The 16,628-nt window shown below is 72.3% G+C and carries 16 protein-coding genes; 7 read left to right on the forward strand and 9 right to left on the reverse strand.

The window, feature by feature from the left end; translation table 11 throughout:
* Positions 1-63: 63 nt before the first annotated feature.
* A complete protein-coding gene (ygfZ, locus tag FZC61_RS01745) occupies positions 64-996 on the reverse strand; it encodes a CAF17-like 4Fe-4S cluster assembly/insertion protein YgfZ (protein ID WP_148611867.1) in 933 nt (310 codons plus the stop codon).
* A gap of 78 nt (positions 997-1,074) precedes the next feature.
* Here ygfZ and FZC61_RS01750 point away from each other — a divergent pair, with 78 nt between their 5' ends.
* From FZC61_RS01750 to FZC61_RS01770, 4 genes are read left to right on the forward strand one after another with little or no spacing between them, the layout of a single operon-like run.
* The gene (locus tag FZC61_RS01750) at positions 1,075-1,437 is read left to right on the forward strand and encodes a DsrE family protein (RefSeq protein WP_148611869.1); all 363 of its coding nucleotides are present in this window, start codon (positions 1,075-1,077) and stop codon (positions 1,435-1,437) included.
* A complete protein-coding gene (gene mshD / locus FZC61_RS01755; protein WP_148611871.1) occupies positions 1,437-2,264 on the forward strand; it encodes a mycothiol synthase in 828 nt (275 codons plus the stop codon). Before FZC61_RS01750 ends, mshD begins: the two co-directional genes overlap by 1 nt.
* A gap of 43 nt (positions 2,265-2,307) precedes the next feature.
* Positions 2,308-4,464 (forward strand): hypothetical protein, encoded by a 2,157-nt coding sequence (locus FZC61_RS23325; protein WP_211357035.1) that lies wholly within the window; start codon positions 2,308-2,310, stop codon positions 4,462-4,464.
* A gap of 7 nt (positions 4,465-4,471) precedes the next feature.
* Positions 4,472-5,167, forward strand: coding sequence for a hypothetical protein (locus FZC61_RS01770; protein ID WP_148611873.1), 696 nt, complete (start codon positions 4,472-4,474; stop codon positions 5,165-5,167).
* Here the strand turns inward: FZC61_RS01770 and FZC61_RS01775 are convergent.
* The gene (locus FZC61_RS01775; protein ID WP_246142461.1) at positions 5,164-6,186 is read right to left on the reverse strand and encodes an alpha/beta hydrolase; all 1,023 of its coding nucleotides are present in this window, start codon (positions 6,184-6,186) and stop codon (positions 5,164-5,166) included. The two genes, FZC61_RS01770 and FZC61_RS01775, sit on opposite strands and share 4 nt — an antisense overlap.
* Positions 6,187-6,340: 154 nt before the next feature.
* Between FZC61_RS01775 and FZC61_RS01780 the strand changes: the two genes are divergently transcribed.
* The 3 genes from FZC61_RS01780 (at position 6,341) to FZC61_RS01790 (ending at position 10,197) form a co-directional block, all read left to right on the forward strand.
* Complete coding sequence (locus FZC61_RS01780) at positions 6,341-8,443, forward strand: RNA degradosome polyphosphate kinase (RefSeq protein ID WP_211357064.1); 2,103 nt, start codon at positions 6,341-6,343, stop codon at positions 8,441-8,443.
* Positions 8,444-8,543: 100 nt separating this feature from the next.
* Complete coding sequence (locus FZC61_RS01785; RefSeq protein ID WP_211357036.1) at positions 8,544-9,161, forward strand: DUF47 domain-containing protein; 618 nt, start codon at positions 8,544-8,546, stop codon at positions 9,159-9,161.
* A 10-nt stretch (positions 9,162-9,171) separates the two neighbouring features.
* Positions 9,172-10,197 carry an inorganic phosphate transporter gene (locus FZC61_RS01790; protein WP_148612523.1) on the forward strand — a complete coding sequence of 342 codons (1,026 nt, stop codon included), beginning with the start codon at positions 9,172-9,174 and terminating at the stop codon, positions 10,195-10,197.
* 95 nt (positions 10,198-10,292) lie between these two features.
* Here the strand turns inward: FZC61_RS01790 and FZC61_RS01795 are convergent, their stop codons facing one another.
* The 7 genes from FZC61_RS01795 to FZC61_RS01825 form a co-directional block, all read right to left on the reverse strand.
* On the reverse strand, positions 10,293-10,502 hold the full coding sequence (locus FZC61_RS01795) for a hypothetical protein (RefSeq protein ID WP_148611877.1): 210 nt from the start codon (positions 10,500-10,502) through the stop codon (positions 10,293-10,295).
* Positions 10,499-11,335, reverse strand: a complete 837-nt coding sequence (locus FZC61_RS01800) for a hypothetical protein (protein WP_148611879.1) — start codon at positions 11,333-11,335, stop codon at positions 10,499-10,501. The genes FZC61_RS01795 and FZC61_RS01800 overlap by 4 nt, the downstream gene beginning before the upstream one ends.
* A gap of 150 nt (positions 11,336-11,485) precedes the next feature.
* Complete coding sequence (gene pstB / locus FZC61_RS01805; protein ID WP_148611881.1) at positions 11,486-12,265, reverse strand: phosphate ABC transporter ATP-binding protein PstB; 780 nt, start codon at positions 12,263-12,265, stop codon at positions 11,486-11,488.
* 18 nt (positions 12,266-12,283) lie between these two features.
* The gene (gene pstA / locus FZC61_RS01810; RefSeq protein WP_148611883.1) at positions 12,284-13,345 is read right to left on the reverse strand and encodes a phosphate ABC transporter permease PstA; all 1,062 of its coding nucleotides are present in this window, start codon (positions 13,343-13,345) and stop codon (positions 12,284-12,286) included.
* On the reverse strand, positions 13,342-14,298 hold the full coding sequence (pstC, locus tag FZC61_RS01815; RefSeq protein WP_148611885.1) for a phosphate ABC transporter permease subunit PstC: 957 nt from the start codon (positions 14,296-14,298) through the stop codon (positions 13,342-13,344). The genes pstA and pstC overlap by 4 nt, the downstream gene beginning before the upstream one ends.
* Positions 14,299-14,405: 107 nt before the next feature.
* The gene (pstS, locus tag FZC61_RS01820; RefSeq protein ID WP_246142462.1) at positions 14,406-15,497 is read right to left on the reverse strand and encodes a phosphate ABC transporter substrate-binding protein PstS; all 1,092 of its coding nucleotides are present in this window, start codon (positions 15,495-15,497) and stop codon (positions 14,406-14,408) included.
* 215 nt (positions 15,498-15,712) lie between these two features.
* The gene (locus tag FZC61_RS01825) at positions 15,713-16,588 is read right to left on the reverse strand and encodes an NUDIX hydrolase (RefSeq protein ID WP_148611889.1); all 876 of its coding nucleotides are present in this window, start codon (positions 16,586-16,588) and stop codon (positions 15,713-15,715) included.
* Between the last annotated feature and the right edge of the window lie 40 nt (positions 16,589-16,628).

Genomic DNA, 16,628 nt, shown 5'->3' on the forward strand with positions numbered 1-16,628 from the left:
TCGAGATCCTTGATCTTCGTCAGGGACTATCGCGACGGGGCCCTCGGACTGCCCCCGGAGCGATCAGCGCAGCTTGGGCCGCACGTGGAGCCCGACCTCGGGGTCGACCACGACCTCCTGGGCCGCGGCCACGCCGTCGACCATCAGGTCGACGTCGACGGGGGTGTTGCGCTTGAGCAGCGCGAGCGCGATCGGCCCGAGCTCGTGGTGACGGGCGCTCGAGCCGACGAACCCGACGGCCTTGTCGGCCAGCGTCACCTCGGACCCCGCGGCCGGGAGCCGGTTCTCGGAGCCGTCGAGGTGGAGCAGGGTGAGGCGGCGCGGCGGGCGGCCGAGGGTGTGCACGCGCGCGACGGTCTCCTGGCCGCGGTAGCAGCCCTTGTCGAGGTGGACCGCAGGCCCGATCCAGCCGACCTCGTTGGGGATCGTGCGGTGGTCGGTGTCGACGCCGAAGCGCGGCTCGCCGCGCGCGATGCGCAGCGCCTCGTAGGCCCAGTGGCCGGCCGCCGGGCCGGCCGCGGCGGCGTACGTCGTCAGCTGGTCGCGCGGGACGAGGCGGTGGCCGGTGGTCGGACGCCAGGTCAGGGCCCAGGTGCCGGTCACGTCGGTGATCTCGGCACGCATCATGAACTTCATCCGCTCGAGGAACTCCACCAGCGCGGCCGAGCGGCCCGGCTCGGTCCACACGGTGAGGGCCTCGCCGTCGTCGGTGCCGCGGAACTCGTGCTCGACGTGACCCTGCGGGCTCAGCACCAGCGCCTGGGTGAGCACGCCGGGCTGGAGGTCGGTGAGGTGCTGGGTGGTGATGTTGTGCAGCCAGGTCAGACGGTCGGGGCCCTCGATGCGCAGCACGTCGTGGTGGGACAGGTCGACGAACCCCTCGCCCGACTCGAGCGTGCGCTGCTCGCCGTTGAACGAGCCGTAGTGGGCGGCGACCGGCGCGTCGACGCCGTTGCCGGCGACCGCTCCGGGCAGGTCGAGGAGGGGACTGCTCATGGGTTCCACTCTCGCAGAACGTCTTACTGCGTCGACCGATTCCGACGGGCGGTGCACGACAGGTCCTAGGCTGCGAGCGTGCGTCGATCCCTGGCCGTCAAGCTGACCTGTGGGGCCGAGGCCGCCGAGCGGGCCAACCAGGCCCTGTCCGTCGCCGCGTCCGCCGTCGCGGCGGGTGCCACCGTGTCGCTGTGGCTGACCGGTGAGGGCGTGTGGTTCGGCGTCGAGGGCCGCTGCCCCGACCTCGCCCTCGAGCACGCCGCCCCCACCGCCGCACTGGTCGAGGCCATCCGCAGCGGCGGCGAGGTGACGGTGTGCTCGCAGTGCGCCGCCCGGCGCGGCATCACCGCCGACGACCTGATCGAGGGTGCCCGCGTGGCCGGGGCCGTGGCGTTCACCGAGCTCGTGCTGCGCGAGGGCGTGCAGGCGTTGGTCTACTGATGACCGGCCCCGACCGGCCCGACCCGCTCGCGACGATCTCGGCGGTGCGCACCGCGGTCCTCGAGCACGACGGCCACGACCCGCTCGACGAGGCCGCCGCCCTGGCCCTCAAGCACCACGGCACCGAAGGCGCCGCCGTTGCGGTCGCCGAGGACGGGTTCGCGCTGGTGCGCGGCGGGGAGCTGACCCTCGCGGTCGCGCCACAAGCGCGGCGCCGGGGCCTGGCCCGACGGCTCCTCGCGGAGGTCGGGCCGGCCTGGCGGGCCTGGTCGCACGGCGACCACCCGGGAGCCGCCGCCCTCGCCGCGACGACGGGCTGGCGTCGTACGCGGGACCTGTGGGTGATGCGGCGGCCGACCTCGCTGCCGCTGCCCGCGCTGGTCGTCCCCGACGGTGTGACCGTGCGCGGCTACGACGGGGAGGCCGAGCAGGTGCTGGCGGTCAACGCCGCGGCCTTCGCCCACCACCCCGAGCAGGGCTCCCTCGACGCCACCGGCCTCGCCGAGCGGATGGCCGAGCCGTGGTGGGACCCCGCCGGACTCCTCCTGGCCGTCGACGACGACACCGGCGACGTCCTGGCCTTCCACTGGACCAAGCGCCACGACGCCGACCTCGGCGAGGTCTACGTCGTCGCGGTCGACCCGGCCGCCCAGGGCCGCGGGCTGGGCCGCGTGGTCACCCTCGCCGGGCTGCACCACCTCGCCGACGCCGGGGTCGCCGAGGTGCTCCTCTACGTCGAGTCCGACAACACGGCCGCCGTCCGGCTCTACTCCTCCCTGGGCTTCGCGCACGCCGCGCGCGACACCCACGTGCAGTACTCCCGCTGACACGTCCCCCGGAGCGAGGACCGCGCTGAGTAACATCCGCCGCATGAGCCCCGACCCCGACGAGCGCCCGAGCGGCGACGCACGCAGTCGCCGCCGACGCTTCGTACGGCGCCCGGGCGAGGTCACCGCACCGGCCGCACCCGTGGCCCCGGCCGCGCCGGCCCCGGCGCTGGTCGCCGACGTCGACACGGAGCCGGCGGTCGAGGTCACCGCGGACGCAACGGACACGTCTGACGACGTCATGGCGCGGGTCGCGGCCTACAGCCGGCGTCCGGCCGACGAGGAGCCTGCCGACGAGCCGGCCGACGAGCCCGAGCCGCTCGTGGACGCCGCCGCGGAGCGTGACGCGATCCGCGCCGCCACCCAGGCCGCCGCCGTCGCGGACGCCCGGGCCCGGGTGGCCGACCAGCTCGCGGCCGAGCAGGCCGAGGCGGCGCAGCGCGCGATGGCCGAGCTCGAGGAGGTCCGGGCCGTCCTGGCCGAGCAGCAGCGCGCGGCCACGGCCGCCGGCGCGACCTCGCACATCGAGGAGTCCGTCGCCGCGACCGAGGAGGACGAGCGGGCCCAGCGCGAGCTGGTCGCCGAGGCGTCGCAGGCGGCCGCCACGGCCGCCGCCGAGGCCGACGAGGCACGCGCCGACGCCGAGGCGCAGGCGAGCGAGGCGACGTCGGTGGTGCAGTCACTGCGCGACGAGCTGTCGCGCACCCAGGCCGAGCTGGCCGAGCAGGCCCGGGCCCGCGCCGAGGCCGAGGCCCGTGCGAGCGCCGAGGCCGACGAGGTCCGGCACGGGCAGGCCGTGGACGCCGAGGCCGAGGCGGCGGCCGCGGCTGCGGAGGCCGCGCGGGTGCGTGCCGAGGCCGAGGCGTCGGCCCGCGAGGCCACCGAGGCGATCGCCGCCCTGCGCGCCGAGCTGGCCCGCGCCCAGGAGGACCTGGCCAACCAGGCCCGCGCCCGGGCCGAGGCCGAGGTACGCGCCCAGGAGCTCGCCTCGCAGCTCGCCGACCGGGCGCCCGCGCTGGCGGACCCGCCTGCCGTGGAGCCCGACCCCGAGCCCGAACTAGAACCCGATCCGGAGCCCGAGCCAGAGCCAGAGCCCGAACCTGAGCCCGAGCCGGAACCCGAGCCCGAACCCGAACCGGAGCCCGAACCCGAACCGGAGCCCGAGCCGGACCCGGTCCCAGAGCCCGAACCAGATCCCGAACCGGAGCCCGAGCCCGAGCCCGAACCGGAGCCCGAGCCCGAACCGGAGCCCGAGCCGGACCCCGTCCCAGAGCCCGAACCAGAGCCCGAACCCGAACCGGAGCCCGAGCCCGAGCCCGAACCGGACCCCGTCCCAGAGCCCGAACCGGACCCCGTCCCAGAGCCGGAGCCCGCACCGCCCGCCCGCGACCTGGCTCTGCCGTCGGCACGGTCGCTGCTTTCCCGCGGGCTCGGTCGTGAGCGCCGCAAGTCAGCCGGCGTCCAGAACGACGCGGCGGCCCCGACCGCACCAGCCAAGCCCGCAACGCCCGTCGAGCCCGTCGAGCCCGCGGCAGCCGTCGTGGTTCCGGAGCCGACTCCCGAGCCGGAGCCCGCACCGGAGCCCGCCGTACCCGAGGCCCTCGTCGCCGAGCCTGTCGAGGAACCGGTCGTCGAGGAGCCCGTGGCAGAGCCGGTCGTCGAGCCGGTCGTCGAGCCGGTCGTCGAGCCGGTCGTCGAGCCGGTCGCCGAGCCGGCCGTCGAGGCCGCGCCGAGCCCGGAGCCCGAGCCCTCCCCCGCCCGCAGCACCGTCACCCACGCGCCGTACGAGACCGTGCGCCGCGGGTGGGCCGGCTGGCTGGCGGTCGGGGTCGCGCTGCTGAGCGCGGTGCTGATCTTCGTCCTCGGCGCCGTGGGCGCCCTGGCCGGTGAGCCGCTGCGTGCCTCCGCGATCGGGGTGGTCGGGGTCCTGGCCGGCCTGTTCGCCTTCCGTCGGATCGGCCGCACGAGCCTGGTCCACCTGGCCGAGGACGGCACCTTGTCGATGACCTTCGGCCCGCACCAGCACACGGTCTCGCTGGCCGACGACGACACCGTCGTCGAGATGCGCGGCGAGCCGGGCACCCGCGACTGGGCCGTCGACATCGAGCGGCCGGGTGCGTCGCGGTTGACCGTCACCTCCGCCTCGGTCGACCCGCCCCGGTTCACCGACGCGGTGCGCCAGTGGCGCCCCGAGCTGTGAGCGCCCGGTGAGCGAGCCCGCGAGCGGCACCGGCGACCCGTACGCCGCCGAGGTCGCGGCGCTGCGCGCCGAGCGCGACGACCTCGAGCAGCGGGCGCTCGAGGCGGAGGCGATGGCCGAGCAGCTCGCCGACGCCCTGGCCGACGCCCAGCGCCGGCTGGCCGAGCGCGCCACCGCCTGGCACGACGCGGGCCAGCACGACCACCACGACCACCACGACCGGCGCGACTCCGACGACCCACGGCACCTCACGCTCTTCGACGACGCCACCCCCGAGTCCGCGGGCGGGCCGCTGGCCCCCGACGGCAGCGACCAGGCCGTCCTGCCGATCGCCCTGGCCGCGACGGCCGTGGTCGCCTTCCTCGTCAGCCTGGTGATGATCGCGTCGGGCCGTTTCTCGTTCCTGACCGTCCTCGTGCTCGCCGTCGCGGGCGGGCTCGCGTGGGCCGCGGTGCAGACCCGGGTGACCCGGCGGTCGGTCGAGGTCGTCGACGGGATCGTCCGCGTCGTCGAGGGCGACACCACCCGCACCTTCGACCTGCGCAACGACGGGGTCCGCGTCGACGTGCAGGGCACCCCGGGCGACGCCTACTGGCGGGTGCGGTTCTACCGCCGCGCGCTCGACCCCGTCGACGTCGACGCCTCGATGGTCGACCCCGCCGACTTCATGGCCCGCCTGCGCGAGGTCCGCCCCAACCTCTAGGCCAGGCCGGCCTTGAGCGCCGCCGCGATCTCGTCGACCGCGGCGCGCGAGCGCCGCCCCACCCCCACGATGTTGAAGAACCCGTGGATCTGGTCGGGGAAGCGCTTGAGCTCGACGCTCACCCCCGCGTCGGCGAGCTGGCGGGCGTAGGCCTCGCCCTCGTCGCGCAGCGGGTCGAAGCCGGCCGTGGCGACGTACGCCGGGGCCAGCCCGTCGGGGACGGTGTCGTGCAGCGGCGAGGAACGCGGGTCCAGGCGGGTGCTCGGGTCGGGCAGGTAGCTCTCGGTGGCCAGCGCCATGAAGCCGTGGGTGAGGTAGAAGCCCTCCCCGAACAGCTCGAGGCTGCGGGTCGCGCGGGTGTTGTCGGTGGCGGGGTAGACGAGCAGCTGGAAGGCCAGCGGCAGGCCCTCGCGCGCGGCCTCGTTGGCGACCGCGGCGGCCAGGTTGCCGCCCGCCGAGTCGCCGCCCACCGCGAGCCGGGTGGGGTCGGCGCCGAGGGTGTCGGCGTTCTTGACGACCCAGCGCAGCGCCGCCAGCGCGTCCTCGTACGCCGCCGGGAACGGCGCCTCGGGGGCCAGGCGGTAGTCGACGGCGAGCACCCGTACGCCGGCGCCCTCGGCGAGCACGCGGCAGCTCGCGTCGTGGCTGTCGAGCCCGCCGTAGACGAAGCCGCCCCCGTGGAAGAACACCAGCAGCGGGGTCGTGCTGGCCGCGCCGCGCGGGGTGTAGAGCCGGGCCGGGACGTCGTCGACGGTGAGGTCGCGCACCGACCCGATCGGCTGGGTGCCGCCGGTCATGCTCGCCTGGTGCTCGATGGCGGCGCGGCCCTCGGCCAGGGGCAGGGTCTCGGCGCCGGGGATGCGAGCGGCGCGCTGCAGGCGCAGCATCAGCTGGGTCTCGGTCGCCAGGGTCTGGCCGTCGAGCACGACGGGACGCCCGGCCAGACGGCGTTGCACGGGCTCAGGGAGCGCCATGGTGGCGCGCAGCAGGGCGGCCTCGGCACGGTCACGGTAGGTCACCGTCGCAACCTACCGTCACCTGCGGTTCACCGTGGGCTGACAGACTCCGTCCATGTCGCTCGAGATGGTCCCCGATCCCACCACGTCGCCGGCGACCGCCGGCGTGCCCGACGAGGCCTACGACGTCGACGCGCCCTACGTCCCCGACCCCGAGATGGTCGCGGCGGTGGAGAAGTTCGAGGACCGGTTCCTCGACCGCGAGGTCTCGTGGCTGCACTTCAACCAGCGCGTGCTCGAGCTCGCCGAGGACGAGAGCCTGCCGCTGCTCGAGCGGGCCCGCTTCCTGGCGATCTTCACCAGCAACCTCGACGAGTTCTTCATGGTCCGCGTCGCCGGGCTCAAGCGCCGGATCGCGGCGGGCCTCGCCGTACGCGCCGCGTCGGGGCTGATGCCGCGTGACGTGCTCGAGCACATCTGGACGACGTCGCGCGAGCTGCAGGAGCGCCAGGCCGCCGTCTTCCGCGACACCATCGTGCCGGCGCTGCGCGAGCACGAGATCGAGCTGGTGCGCTGGGACGACCTCGACCTCGAGGAGCAGCGCTCCTGCAAGAAGCTGTTCAAGAACCGGATCTTCCCGGTCCTCACCCCCCTGGCCGTCGACCCGGCCCACCCGTTCCCCTACATCTCCGGGCTCTCACTCAACCTCGCCGTCTTGATCCGCAACCCGCAGAGCGGCAAGGAGCACTTCGCCCGCGTCAAGGTGCCGCCGATCTTCGACCGCTTCGTCCCCCTCGGCACGACCGGGGCCTCGGGTCGCGGGGCCCGCTTCGTGCCGCTGGAGGACGTGATCGGCTCCCACCTCAAGCGCCTGTTCCCCGGCATGGACGTGCTGGAGTTCCACACCTTCCGGGTCACCCGCAACGAGGACCTCGAGGTCGAGGAGGACGACGCCGAGAACCTCCTGGCCGCGCTCGAGAAGGAGCTGCTGCGTCGCCGCTTCGGTCCCCCGGTGCGCCTGGAGGTCGAGGAGTCGATCTCCAGCGGCGTCCTCGACCTGCTCAAGGAGGAGCTCGGCGTCGTCGACGAGGAGGTCTTCCGGCTGCCCGGGCCGCTCGACCTGCGCGGCCTGCACGGCATCGCCGACCTCAGCCACGAGGTGCTGAAGTTCCCGACGTTCCTGCCGACCACGCACAGCCGGCTCGCCGAGTTCGAGTCGGCTGCCCCGGTCGACGTCTTCAAGGCGGCGCGGCGCCACGACGTGCTGCTGCAGCACCCCTACGACTCGTTCGCGACCTCGGTGCAGCGCTTCATCGAGCAGGCGGCCGCCGACCCGCACGTGCTGGCGATCAAGCAGACCCTCTACCGCACCTCCGGCGACAGCCCGATCATCGACGCCCTCATCGACGCCGCCGAGGCCGGCAAGCAGGTGCTGGTGATCGTCGAGATCAAGGCCCGCTTCGACGAGCAGGCCAACATCCGCTGGGCCCGCAAGCTCGAGCAGGCCGGCTGCCACGTCGTCTACGGCCTGGTCGGGCTCAAGACCCACTGCAAGCTCGCCATGGTCGTGCGCGACGAGGCCCACCACGGCTACGGCATCCGTCGCTACACCCACATCGGGACCGGCAACTACAACTCCAAGACCGCCCGCACCTACGAGGACCTCGGCCTGATCACGACCAACGAGTCGATCGGCGAGGACGTCGCCCACCTCTTCAACAACCTCAGCGGCTGGTCGCGCAAGCCGTCCTACGGCCAGCTGCTCGTGGCCCCCGACTCGGTGCGCACCGGGCTGGTCGAGCAGATCCACCGCGAGATCGCCCACCACAGCGCCGGGCGCCCCTCCGGCATCCGGATCAAGGCCAACTCGGTGGTCGACGAGGCCGTCATCGACGCGCTCTACCTCGCCTCGCAGGAGGGGGTGCGCGTGGAGCTGCTGGTGCGCGGCATCTGCGCGCTGCGCCCCGGGGTGCCCGGCCTGTCGGAGAACATCGTGGTGCGCTCGATCCTCGGCCGCTTCCTCGAGCACAGCCGGGTCTTCTGGTTCGAGAACGGCGGCGACCCGACCGCCTGGCTCGGCTCGGCCGACATGATGCACCGCAACCTCGACCGTCGCGTCGAGGTGCTCGTACGCCTGCCCGACCCCGACAGCATCGCCTCGGTCGGCGCCCTGCTCGACCTGTCCTTCGCCCCCACCACCAACGCCTGGGAGCTCCACACCGACGGCACCTGGACCAACAACGGGGCCGAGCAGCACCTGCAGGAGATGCTCATCGAGCGCCAGCGCAAGCGGCGTACGACGGGGTCCCAGATGGGGTGACCGGCGGGGTGACCGGCGGGGTGACCCTCCGGGGTTGCGTGGCGCCCGGACCCACCCCCTACGCTGATCGGCGTTTGCGTCCCTCTCACCAGGAGTTCACGTGGGTCTGCGGTTCCGGCCGGTCGACACGGCGTTCTACGACCTCTTCGGCGAGCAGGCCCAGCACCTCGTGACCGGGGCGGGGCTGCTCGCCGAGATGCTGGGGGAGACCTCCGACAAGGCCGACGTCGCAGCGCGCATGCGAGCCGCCGAGCACGACGCCGACGAGACCACCCACGCCCTGGTGCGCCGCGTCAACAGCACGTTCGTGACGCCGTTCGACCGCGAGGACATCTACGCGCTGGCCTCGAGCCTCGACGACGTCATGGACGCCATGGACAAGGTCGTCGACCTGATCCTGCTCTTCGAGGTCAAGGCGATGCCGGCCGCGCTGTCGCAGCAGGTGGAGGTGCTCCAGCGCTGCGCCGAGCTCACCGCGGAGTGGATGCCCCAGCTGATGTCGCCGCGCTCGCTCGCGGAGTACTGGATCGAGATCAACCGGCTCGAGAACGCCGGCGACCGGTTCTACCGCCGTACCCTCGCCCACCTGTTCTCCGGGGAGCTCAAGACGATGGAGGTGCTCAAGCTCCAGGTCGTCGTCGAGGCGCTCGAGGACGCCGTCGACGCGTTCGAGAAGGTCGCCAACACCGTGGAGCAGATCGCCGTCAAGGGGAGCTGAGTCGGTGTCCCTGACCCTGGCGATCGTCGTCGCCGTCGTCGTCGTCGCGCTCGTCTTCGACTACACCAACGGCTTCCACGACGCGGCCAACGCGATCGCGACGTCGGTCTCCACCCGCGCCCTGACCCCGCGGGTGGCCCTGACCCTGGCGGCCGTCATGAACTTCATCGGCGCGTTCCTGGGCCAGAAGGTCGCCCGGACGGTGTCGGAGGTGATCGAGTTCCCCGCCTCGATGCTCGACACCGAGCCGGTGCACGCGCTGATCGTGGTGCTGGCGGGCCTGCTCGGGGCGATCGCCTGGAACGTCGCCACCTGGTTCTACGGCCTGCCGTCGTCGTCGACCCACGCCCTGATCGGCGGACTGGGCGGCGCCGCGCTCGCCGCCGGGGTGTCGGTCCGCTGGGACACGGTCATGGACAAGGTCGTGATCCCGATGCTGGTGTCCCCGCTGGTCGCCTCCGCCGCCGCCTTCGCGGCGATGGTCGCGCTGCTGTGGGCCTTCCGGCGCGCCCACCCGGCCCGCGCCGACCGGGGCTTCCGGGTCGCCCAGACCGTCTCGGCCGCCGCGATGGCGCTGGGCCACGGCCTGCAGGATGCTCAGAAGACGATGGGCGTGATCTTCTTGGCGCTGGTCGTCGGCGGCTACCAGACGCCGGTGAGCGAGGGCGGCAGCCTGCCCGTCTGGGTGATCGTCGCGGCCGCCGCGGCCATCTCCCTCGGCACCTTCTCGGGCGGCTGGCGCATCATGCGCACGCTGGGGCGTCGGATCATCGACCTCGACCCGCCGCGCGCGTTCGCCGCCGAGTCGGTGGCCGCGTCGGTCCTCTACACGACGGCGTACGTCTACCAGGCCCCCATCTCGACCACCCACACCATCACCTCGGCCGTGATCGGGGTCGGCGCCACCAAGCGCCTGTCCGCGGTGCGCTGGGGCGTGGTGCGCAGCATCCTGGTCGCCTGGGTCCTCACCTTCCCCATGGCCGGCCTCGTCGCCTGGCTGTCCTACGAGCTCCTCACCGTCGTCGTCCCCACCTGACGCCGCGATAGTCCCTGACGAAGATCAAGGACTCGGGCCCCGGACGGTTGATTTTCGTCAGGGACTGTCCCGACGGACCGGGAGCGCATGCCCGATCAGGACGCCCGGTAGCGCAGGAAGCGGGCGCGCTGGTCGGGGGTGAGGGCGCGTCGCTGCTCGACGGTCATCGTCGGGACCCACCACGCGGGCGGGTCGGCCGTCCACAGCCGGGCGTGACGCGGCGTACGGGCGGCCCTCGCGTAGGCGTCGTCCAGCCGGGCGACGAAGGCCTCGCAGGCGTAGCGGTCGTCGGCGAGCATGGTCACCGACTCGATCCCGTGTGCGCGCAGCACCCCCTCGCGCCGTACGTCGCCCGCGCGGACGGCCCGCTCGAGGTGGACCATCCCCTCGTACTCGCCGGCGACACCGGCACCGGGTCGAAGACGTCCGGGGTGGCGAGGTGGCGGCCGGAGAGGTCGAAGATCGGCGCGTTGCACAGGGGCATCGGCCGTCCCGCGAGGACGACCCAGACGAAGACGAGGTCGACCTCGGCGGGTGACCAGCAGCTCTCGCTGGCCAACGGGACCGCCGCCCGGGCCTGGGGCACGCCGGTCCAGGAGTTCTGGCCCGGGGTGAGGAAGGTGTCGATCTCCTGGATCGACACCAGGTCGTCGTAGGCCGCCATCGACAGGACCCGCACCGCCTGGCGGACCGATCCGGCGTAGCGCATCAGGAACGACACCGCACTGCGCGGGTCGGCCACCGCCAGGCCGTCGACGACACCGCGCAGCGTGGGGTCGAGGCCCTCGCCCGAGAGGGCGAGGCCGGGTCGGGGCCGGATGTCGTGGGTGCCGATCACGATCTCGACCGGCAGCGGGTCACCCGAGGCGTCGACCCCGTCGAACCAGTGCGCCCCTCGCCAGTGGAGGGCAGCCCAGCCGGTGATCGTGTGAGCGCCACGCATGACCATCGAGGCCTCGACGATGCGCTGGGGCGTCGTCTGCTCCACCCAGCTCGGCACGTAGAGACCGTGGGAGGTACGGCGTACGAGCGCGCCCTGCGCCTGCGACCGGGTGGGCCCGGTCAGCCCGCGCGGGTCGAGCGCACCGGGGCGGTAGAGCCCCGGACGCGCCGGGTGCCAGGGCTGCGGATCGAACATGACGCCACTATCGGCGCCGGACGCCGACGCCGCGACCGCTCCTCCACAGGGTCCGTCGCGGCGAGATAGTCCCTGACGAGAATCAAGGATCTGGTGATGACTTCCTTGATTTTCGTCAGGGACTATCCCGGGCGGCCGGACGGAGGGGGCTCAGCCGAAGCGGCCGGAGATGTAGGCCTCGGTGGAGGGCTCGTCGGGGTTGGAGAACATCTTCTTGGTGGGGTTGAACTCCACCAGGTGGCCGGGCTCGCCGGTCGCCTTGAGGTTGAAGAAGCCGGTCTCGTCGGAGACGCGTGCGGCCTGCTGCATGTTGTGGGTGACGATGACGATCGTGTAATCGGACTTCAGCTCGTGGATGAGGTCCTCGATCGCCGAGGTCGAGATGGGGTCGAGGGCCGAGCAGGGCTCGTCCATGAGCAGCACCTGCGGCTCGACGGCGATCGCGCGGGCGATGCACAGCCGCTGCTGCTGACCGCCGGACAGCCCCATGCCGGGCTTGTTGAGCCGGTCCTTGACCTCGTTCCAGAGGTTGGCGCTGCGCAGCGACTTCTCGACGATCGCGTCGGCCTCGGACTTCTTCATCTTCTTGGAGTTGAGGCGGTTGCCGGCCAGCACGTTGTCGTAGATCGACATCGTCGGGAACGGGTTGGGCCGCTGGAAGACCATGCCGATCTGGCGGCGTACGGCGACCGGGTCGACCATCGGGTCGTAGAGCGATTGGCCGTCGACGACGACCTTGCCCTCGACGCGGGCACCGGGGATGACCTCGTGCATGCGGTTGAGGGAGCGCAGGAACGTCGACTTGCCGCAGCCGGAGGGGCCGATGAAGGCGGTGACGGCGCGGGCGCGGATGGTCATGTTGACCCCCTGCACCGCGAGGAAGTCGCTGTAGTAGATGTCGAGGTCGGAGACGTCGATGCTCTTGGCCATGAGGGTGATCTTTCCTTTTCAGCCCTGTTTGGGCGACAAGACCTTGCCGAGGACGCGTGCCACGAGGTTGAGCAGCATCACGATGACGATGAGCACCAGCGCAGCGCCCCAGATGATGTCCTCGTTGCCGGCGCTGGTCCGCTTGCCGAAGATCAGCACGGGCAGCGTGGTCATGTCGCCGGAGAACGGGTTGGTGTTGGTGATGTCGGTCGCGCCGGCGATCAGCAGCAGCGGGGCCGTCTCGCCGATGACGCGCGAGATCGCGAGGGTGACGCCGGTGATGATGCCGCCGATGGCGGTCGGCAGGACGACCTTGGTGATGGTGCGCCACTTGGGCGTGCCCAGGGCGTACGACGCCTCGCGCAGGTCGTCGGGGACCAGCCGCAGCATCTCCTCGGTGGCCCGCACGACGGTCGGCACCATCAGCAGCGACAGCGCGACCGAGCCGCCGATCGCCGACTTGTAGCCGGGGCCGAAGAGCAGCGTGAACATCGCGAAGGCGAAGAGCCCTGCGACGATCGAGGGGATGCCGGTCATGACGTCGACCAGGAAGGTGACGGTGCGTGCGAAGGAGTTCTTCTTGCCGTACTCGATGAGGTAGACGGCGGTCATGATGCCGATCGGGACCGAGATGATCGCGGCGCCGGCGGTGATGATCAGGGTGCCGATGATCGCGTGGTAGACGCCGGTCGGGGCGTCGAGCGAGGTTTTGAACCCGGAGTAGGTCAAGAAGGTGCTGTTGATCGCGGGGACCCCGCGGGCGATGACCTGCCAGACCAGGCTGATCAGCGGCGCGAGCGCGATGGCGAACGTCGCCCAGATCAGGCCGGTCATCATCCGGTCGGTCGCCGTGCGGCGACCCTCGATGCTCAACGACCACACCGGCAGCGCGACGAGGTAGACCAGGGCGCCGATCAGGACCGCGGGCACGAGGCCGAGCCCGAGCAGCAGGCACAGGGCGCCCACGGCGACGGCGATGCCGGCCACCATGAGGGGCGCGCGCTGGGGCAGCCGGGCCGACACCATCGAGGTGGCCACCCGGTCGGAGCTGGTGCGCGTGGGCTGGTCGAGGGAGGTCATACCGCGAACTTCCTCTCCTGGCGGGCCACGATGTAGCGGGCCGCGAAGTTGACCACGAACGTCATCACGAACAGCACGAGGCCAGTGGCGATGAGCACCTCGAGCGTGCCGGGCGACCGCTCGGAGTACTTGAGCGCAACGTTAGCCGCGATGGACGGCGTGTTGGAACCGCTGAACAGGTCGATGGTGAAGATCGTGCCGGGCGAGAGCACCATGACGACGGCGAGCGTCTCGCCGAGCGCGCGGCCCAGGCCGAGCATCACGGCCGACACGACGCCGGAGCGGCCGTAGGGGAAGACCGTCATCCGGATGGTCTCCCACCGGGTGGCGCCCAGGGCGAGCGCGGCCTCGCGGTGCAGTCGCGGCGTGCGCGCGAACACCTCGCGGGAGATCGCGGTGATGATCGGCAGGATCATGATCGCCAGCACGACGCCGGCGGTCGAGATCGAGCGTCCGCTGGTCGCGACCTTGCCGAAGAGCGGGATGAAACCCAGGGTGTCGTGGAACCACTGGTAGACCGGGACCAGCTTGGGGGCCAGGAAGAGCCCGCCCCACAGGCCGTAGATGACCGAGGGCACCGCGGCGAGCAGGTCGATGACGTAGGCGACGGGGCTCGCCAGCCATGGGGGGGCGTACTGCGTGATGACCAGCGCGATGCCGATGGCCAGCGGGACCGCGATGATCAGCGCGATCACGGCGGCGATGACGGTGCCGCCCAGCAGCGGCAGGACGTAACCGATGAAGCTGTCACCGTAGCCGCGCTGGTAGACCTCGGTGGGCTGGGTGAAGCCCTGGGCACCCTTGAGGCTCAGGAAGACGAACACGCCGGCGAGCGCGAGCAGGATCACGCACGCGGAGGCGAACGCGGTGCCCTTGAAGACGGCGTCGCCGCCACCCGCCTTGCGGGTGGCCCAGGCGGGGGCCGCGTCCAGGTCGGACTTCGTGGTGGTCAACGTGCGGGCCTCTCCTGGTCCGGCTGGGGGTGCGGGGTGATCCGGTCAGGGTGACCGGTCCGGCGTCCGGGTGGCGGGGGTGGCCGCCACCCGGACGACGAGATGGATCAGTTGACCACGATCTTGTCGACGATGCCCTGCGCCTCGGCGGCGACCTCGGGCGTCAGCGGGGCCGAACCGGCCTCCTCGGCGGCGAGCTTCTGGCCGGCGTCGGACACGATGTAGGACAGGTAGCCCTTGACGTTCTTGGCGTCGGCCGGGTCGTCGTACTGCTGGCACGCGATGAGGTAGCTCAGCAGGATGACGGGGTAGGCGCCGTCCTCGGTGGTGGTGCGGTCGACGTCGGTGGCCATGTCGACGTCGGAGCGACCCTCGACCCGGGTGGAGACCGCGACGGTCTTGGCCGCGGCCTCGGCGCTCGGCGCGACGAACGCGTCGCCCACGCCGACCGACACCTTGCCGAGGTCGCCGACCTGGCTCTCGTCGGCGTAGCCGATGGTGTTCTCGGTGCCGGTGATCAGGTCGATCACGCCCGAGGTGCCCTGGGCGGCCTGCGAGTTGCCACCGGAGACCGGGAAGGCGTCCTCGGCCTCGTAGGGCCAGTTGTCGGGGGCGGCCTTGCCGAGGTAGTCGGTGAAGTTCTTGGTGGTGCCCGAGTCGTCGGCGCGGTGCACCGGCGAGATGTCGGCGTCGGGCAGGTCGGCGTCGGGGTTGTCGGCGGCGATGGCCGGGTCGTTCCACGTGGTGATCTTGTTGTTGAAGATGTCGGCGATCACGCCGGGCGACAGGTTGAGCGTGTCGATGCCCGGCAGGTTGAAGGCGATCGCGATGGGCGACACGTAGGCCGGCACCTCGATCGGGTCGGTGCCGCCGCAGCGCTCCTTGGCCTTGGCGAGCTCGTCCTCGTCCTCCTTGAGGTAGGAGTCGGAGCCCGCGAACGCCGTGGTGCCGGCGATGAACTGGCTACGGCCGTCGGTGGAGCCGACCAGGCCGTAGTTGATGGTGAGCTTGCCGCCGTTGAAGCCCTGGACGGTGGTCTTCCAGGCGTCCTGGGCCTTCTCCTGCGAGGTGGCGCCGGCACCGTCGAGGGTGCCCTCCAGGCCGGCCGAGGCCGACGGGGCGTCGCCACCGCCGGTCGAGTCGGTGCCGCCGGAGCTGGTCTCGTTGTCGGCGCCGCAGGCCGTGACGAGCAGGGTCATTGCAGCCAGGCCGGGAACGAGCGCCCGGCGAAGGGAAGTGCGAATCACTTCGTGTCTCCTGTTTCCTCTTGAGGGTGACACGGCCACTGTGGTGAGGCCAGGTGGACGGATCGACCGTCCATGGTGAACGACGGGTGAACTCACACCACCCAGTGGGCGACGAGAACCTGTGACCTGGGCAACAGGTGGATGAACTCGTACGCCGAGGACTTGACTCAGAGCACGAGATGGCGTTCGGTGCCCACCACCAACCCCTTGCGCAGGTGGGCTACCAGCATCTCGCCGGCCTCGAGGCCGGGGTCGGCGAGCCCCAGGGCCGCGAAGACCTCCGGCAGGACCGGTCGGTGGGTGCACAGCGCGACGCACCGACCGGCGTCGGCGGCCTCGAGCGCGTCGTCGACGACCGCGCGCACGCCCGCGGGGCTCGCACCCTCCTCGGAGAGTCGGCGACGGGTCTCGAGGTCCCAGCCGGTGGTGGCGGCGAACGGCTCCAGGGTCTGCCGGCACCGGCGGCTCGACGAGCTGACCAGCCGCGTCACCCCGTACGCCGCCAAGAGGGGGACCAGCCGTTGGGCCTGCAGCTCACCGGCGCGCAGCAGCGGGCGCTCGGCGTCGTCGCCGCGCCAGGCCCGGCGCGAGCGGGCCCGGCCGTGGCGCAGCACGACGACCGCCTGGGTGCGCCGCCGGCGCTTGACGGCCTCGGCGAGGGTCTCGCGGTCGTGGTCGTAGGTCAGCAGGTCGACCGCGTCGTCGGCCGCCACCCAGCGGACCCCGTCGATCTCCGCGTTGGGCCGGTAACCGCTCACGTCGTCGTCGCCGACCACCCGGCCGGTCCAGTAGTGCACGGTCTTGTGGCCGACCTCGACCGGGTAGCCCTGGTCGCGCAGCGGCAGGCACAGCCGCACGTGCAGACCGGTCTCCTCGGCGACTTCGCGCACGGCGGCCGCGGTGGCGTGCTCGCCGCGGTCGAGCTTGCCCTTGGGGAACGACCAGTCGTCGTACTTGGGCCGGTGCACGAGCAGCACACGACGACCTGGACGAAAGGCGACGACGCCGGCAGCGCGCACGTCCTTCGCTGCGGGGGCGGACACGACGGCTACTCTCGCACCACCTCGCGCTCCGCGGGAAGTC

The organism is Nocardioides rubriscoriae, assembly GCF_008087085.1.
Classification (GTDB): domain Bacteria; phylum Actinomycetota; class Actinomycetes; order Propionibacteriales; family Nocardioidaceae; genus Nocardioides; species Nocardioides rubriscoriae.